Source organism: Hyphomonas sp. (assembly GCF_040882205.1).
Taxonomy (GTDB): domain Bacteria; phylum Pseudomonadota; class Alphaproteobacteria; order Caulobacterales; family Hyphomonadaceae; genus Hyphomonas.
In genome coordinates this window covers 1-4,690 of sequence record NZ_JBBEBT010000144.1, presented here as the reverse complement: position 1 = coordinate 4,690, position 4,690 = coordinate 1, and the positions used below count along the sequence as shown (strand labels likewise).

The window sequence follows — 4,690 nt, the reverse complement described above, 5'->3', positions numbered from 1 at the left end:
TCCCGATGCCTTGCGCAATGTCAGCGGTGACATGCGCGCCGCCGGCCGGCACCAGGCCGAGCCAGGCCGGGGAACCGTGCAGGTAGACCGAGACAGCCGTGACGCCGGAGCCCAGGTCGATGCACACTGCGCCGTTCTCGATCTCATCCTCGATCAGGGTGCCGGCGCCGCTGGCGATGGCGGAGGGGACGAGCTGGCGAACGCCGAGATGCGCGCGGCCGACGCATTCGACGAGGTTCTTCACGATCGCGCGCGGCGCCGAGACGATCGACATCCTCACGCTGAGCGCGCCGGCGATCATGCCGACCGGCTGGCGGACGCGGCCGGCGGCCTTGTCGATCGTGTAGACGACCGGCCAGGCCGAGAGGATCTCTTCCTGCCGGTGGGCGGGAGACTGGGCGGCGCGTGCGAGCACCTGCGTGTGGAGACGGCGGACATCCTTGGCGGTTATCACACGCCCGCCAACCTCAATGGTAGCCGAGAGAAGACGCGAGGTGAGTTTCGGGCCGGTGATGCCGAGGATCACTTCGCTGATCGGTTCTCCGGCTTCACGCTCGGCGTCTTCGACCGCAAGCCGGATCGAACGCTCCAGGCCTTCCATGTCGGTGATGGTGCCACCGGAGAAGCCGCGGGTCTGCTGGCGCCCGCCGCCGAGAATGGCGATCCGGCGGGGATTGTCCGTATCCGGACGGCCGATGAGGCAGGTGGTCTTCGAGCAGCCGATGTCCAGCGCGGCGACCGTGCCGCCCGGGCGGCCGTTGAGACGGGCGAGGCGCTTTGCGGAGAGCTCGGACATCAGGTTTTCTCGGCAGCCTCGCGGTTAGTTTCAGGGTCGGGTTTGGCGGGCGCTTCGGCAAGCCGCAGATAGACGCGGCTCTTGCTGCGAAGGTCGATCATTTCCAGTGGCCGCTGGGTGAGGGCGGTGCGCACCTGGAGCTTTGCAAGGCGGTCGATGGCGGGCGTGAGGCCGGGGTCTTCCGGCAGGCGAACGGTGACGCCGTTGATGAAGCGCATGTCCCAGCGGCGCGTCCCGATGCGGGTGGCAACAGCGACGCGGCCGTTGATGTCCGGCGCCGAGGCGAGGGCGGCGGCCAGTTGCGGCGCGGCTTCCGGTGCGCCCTGCCCGGCAAGGCGCAGCAGACCCGGATGGTCTTCGGCGCGCGCGCCTGGCAGGAGGCGGCCCAGGCCGTCGACGACCTGCCACTGGCGGCCGTCATGCCAGAGCGCGACCGGATCGGCGGCATCAGCGAGGATGACGATCTGACCAGGCCAGAGACGATGCACGCGCACGTTCAGAACCTTGTCGGTGCCTTCGACGCGGCTCTTGATCAGGTGCGGATCGGCACGGAACATGTTCTCGCCGGGCTCGATCATCGCGGCGGCGCGCACTTCATCGGCGAGGGCAGGATTGTCCTCCAGGCCGAGGACGGAGACGTCGTTCACATCCACGCCGACAATGCGGGACGTATCGTCCATGAAGCCGCCGAAGCGCGAACCGATCTGGGACATCGACCCGCCCATCCAGGCAGCGGTGGCGACAAGGATTGCAATCAGCATAACCACGCCGAAGATGACGGATGAAACCCGGACTTCCTCGCCCGTCGTCTCGTCAATGATAGTCGCCGGCCGGCGGCGGCCCGAAGGGACTGTCTGGTTGCGCTCTATCTTTGGCATGAGGCGTCCTCGATCATCCAGGCAACGAGATCCACGAAACTCATGCCCATGTGCGCGGCCTGCTCGGGAACGAGTGAGGTCGGCGTCATGCCGGGCTGGGTGTTGGTTTCGAGGATCACGAGGCGGTCCTTCTTTTCGTCGTATCGGAAGTCCGAGCGCGTTGCCCCGCGGCATCCCAGTGCGAGGTGAGCCGTGAGCGATGCTTCCATCGCTGCCTTGGTCACATGCGCGGGCAGGTCCGCAGGGATCACATGCTGCGATCCACCAGCCGCGTACTTTGCATCGAAATCGTAATAGTCCCTTAAGGTCGTGATCTCGGTGACGGCGAGCGCGCGGTCGCCCAGCACCGCGACGGTCAGTTCGCGGCCGGGAATGTATTCCTCCGCCATCAGATAATCGCCGTAGCGCCAGCCCGGCCCGGTCAGTTCCTGGGGCGGGCCATTTGTGCCTTCGCGCACGATCAGCACACCGAAGCTGGAACCTTCGTTGACCGGCTTGATCACATAGGGCGGCTTCAAGGCGTGGGCGGCGGCGGCTTCGGCGCGGGTCACACGGCGGTCTTCTGCAATGTCGAGGCCGGCCTGTTTGTAGACGGCCTTCGATTTCAACTTATCCATCGCGAGAGCGGAGGCGAGCACGCCCGAATGGGAATATGGAAGACCCATGATCTCGAGCAGGCCCTGCACGCAGCCATCCTCGCCCCAGGGACCATGCAGGCCGTTGAGCACGGCGTCTGGTTTCGCCTCTGCAAGCTGGCGCGCGAGGTCGCGGGTCGCATCGATCTCGGTGACGTCATAGCCGGCGGTGCGGGCGGCTTCGGCCATCTGACGTCCGGAAGAGATCGACACGGGCCGTTCGGACGACCAGCCGCCATAGATTACCGCCACCCGTTTCATGCCAACTCCTTCTGAGATGCGTTCAATCCGCCGCGCTCCGTCATGGATCGTTGCGGTGAACACCAGCTTAAAGGGGAGGGCGTGGCGGCTGTCTGGCGCAATTCCGGCGGATTACAAAAAAACATCTGAGCAAACGGGAAAGTCTACTGACTACGCATGTAGTCAATATTGATAAGCGGAAAATAGATAACGAAAACGGTACATACCCTTGGGCCATGCAGAGAGCCTGATGACGCTGACCGGGGAGAGAAAATGCTGATTCCGAGAAGCCTGCTCACCAGCTTCGCCGTGCTTTCCTTCTCCGGGCAGCTCGCCGTCCAAGCCAGCACAGCCGCAGTCCCGCTCGACGGCGCGGCGAACCAGACTGTCTTCACGGGGGCGGATTTCAGCCAGTTCGGTCCTGTGAAAGCGCCCGGCATGGTGCGCCGGGGTCCCCGGCTTCTCCATCATCAGGGAAGACAGCGGCAACCGGGGTTTTGGTCAGGCGCGCGGTAACGTGCTGGTCAGCGGTCAGCGGGGGTCGGCCAAGTCAAACGGCGCGTGTCCAGAGAACCGAGGTGCTGGACGCAACGCAGACCGAAATTCCGGGTCTGACCGGCCGGGTGGTCAATGTCATCACCGATGGCGAGGCATCGATCGACGGCACCTGGCGCTAAAAGACACGCCTGCGCGAAAACCTGCCACCCTGGCTGAATGAAGGCACGGGTCACGCTGGCGGGCACCCAAGGCGCCGTGAGCTGGACGCTCGAAGCCGACAGCGCGCCCCAGCGCAACGGGGATGCCGGCTGGCGGCTTATTGAAGACGGGCAAAGCAACCTGCTTGAACAGCGCGAGGAAGATTTCACGCGTGTCATTGAGGACGTCTCGCTGTCCGGCTCCCTCTCCTGGAAACCTGTCACCGGGCAGATTGCTAATCTCAACGGCAAGGTGGGCGTGTGGGAAATGGACTCCAAACAGGTTGGCAAGACCTATCCGCTCGGCGCATCGCAAGGCCGGCGCCTGTTCCAATCTGCCGGAGACGAGCGGAACGCTGAAATCGGAGGCGACTTCGAGTTCGGAGCAGGTCCGGGCCGATTGAAATTCATCGGTCTTGGCCGGCTCGGGCACAGCCCGTTTGTTAACCCGTTCAGGATGGGCGGCTTCGGCGGCACGGCCCAGTATGCCTCAAACTTCCACCAGACGGTCGATGAAGGTGAATACATCCTGCGCAGCGAATATCCCCTGCAGACGGGGCAGGGACGCGACTGTCAAATCTCCGCGGATGGCGCATTCAATGTCCTCGAGGCTGAGGCCGCGCTGGTAGAGGGGATTGGCGGCGGACCGCTGGTGCTGGATCTCGCAAACACGCGTGTCGAAGAGCGCCGTGGTGAAATCATCCTGACGCATGGCCCGCCAGCTGAGCCCCCGGCTGAATCTGCAACTTTCCGGCGGCATGGAATATTCCGAACTCACGCAATCCGGTGACGCCGAAAACCAGCGCGAATTCACCCGCCCGAAGGGCTTCGGAAGCCTGTCCTGGAGGCAGTCCGATGCTCTGAAACTTGTCGGAAAGGTCGAACGCCGGGTCGGCCAGCTGAACGTCTGCGACTTCATTTCCCCGGTGAACCTCGACCTCGGAAATGGCCAGACAGGCAATCAGGACATCGCGCCCAACCAGTCCTGTCGATATTCCCTTGAGGCACAGAAAAGTCTCGGGGATTGGGGCGCGTCGACATTGCGCTTCATCTACGTGGACCAGGAAGACGTGGTCGATCAGGTGCGGACCGGTACGGGCGCCGGCCCCGGCAATATCGACAGTGCGATGGCCAATGCCATCGAGACAGGCTCGGCGCTTAAGCTGTCGAACCTGGGTTTCAAGGGCGCTGAACTCACCGGCAAGGGACGCCTCTACGATACCGAAGCGGATGATCCGGTGACTGGCATCCAGCGCGCCGTCGATGGTCACGTGATCTGCGGCTATAACATCGAGCTGCGCCAGGATATTCCGGCTTCGGATATTGCCTCGGGGGGTATGCTGGGGAGGGCAAGCAGGAGCCGTACTACCAGATATCCCAAGCCGAATGGTCCGGGAACGAGCCGCATTTCATGCCGGCGTATATTGAGCACAAGGACATTGCGGG

The 4,690-nt window shown here is 63.9% G+C and carries 5 protein-coding genes and 1 pseudogene; 2 read left to right on the top strand and 4 right to left on the bottom strand.

Translation table 11 applies throughout. From position 1 onward, the window contains the following. The 4 genes from ftsA to WEA77_RS05625 all read right to left on the bottom strand — a co-directional run. The coding region (ftsA, locus tag WEA77_RS05640) for a cell division protein FtsA (RefSeq protein WP_368066892.1) at nt 1-796 on the bottom strand (796 nt) is incomplete at its 3' end. Then, on the bottom strand, nt 796-1,674 hold the full coding sequence (locus WEA77_RS05635) for a cell division protein FtsQ/DivIB (RefSeq protein ID WP_368066891.1): 879 nt from the start codon (nt 1,672-1,674) through the stop codon (nt 796-798). The genes WEA77_RS05635 and ftsA, both read right to left, overlap by 1 nt. Next, nucleotides 1,662-2,570, bottom strand: coding sequence for a D-alanine--D-alanine ligase (locus WEA77_RS05630; RefSeq protein ID WP_368066890.1), 909 nt, complete (start codon nt 2,568-2,570; stop codon nt 1,662-1,664). Before WEA77_RS05630 ends, WEA77_RS05635 begins: the two co-directional genes overlap by 13 nt. 162 nt (nt 2,571-2,732) lie before the next feature. Beyond that, nucleotides 2,733-3,020, bottom strand: a complete 288-nt coding sequence (locus tag WEA77_RS05625; RefSeq protein ID WP_368066889.1) for a hypothetical protein — start codon at nt 3,018-3,020, stop codon at nt 2,733-2,735. A 243-nt stretch (nt 3,021-3,263) separates the two neighbouring features. Here WEA77_RS05625 and WEA77_RS05620 point away from each other — a divergent pair, with 243 nt between their 5' ends. Both WEA77_RS05620 and WEA77_RS05615 read left to right on the top strand, forming a co-directional pair. After that, entirely contained in the window at nt 3,264-4,034 is a 771-nt protein-coding gene (locus tag WEA77_RS05620) for a hypothetical protein (RefSeq protein ID WP_368066888.1), read from the top strand. Continuing rightward, nucleotides 4,003-4,690: pseudogene (locus WEA77_RS05615) on the top strand (hypothetical protein); the annotation flags it as partial. The gene WEA77_RS05620 and the pseudogene WEA77_RS05615, both read left to right, overlap by 32 nt.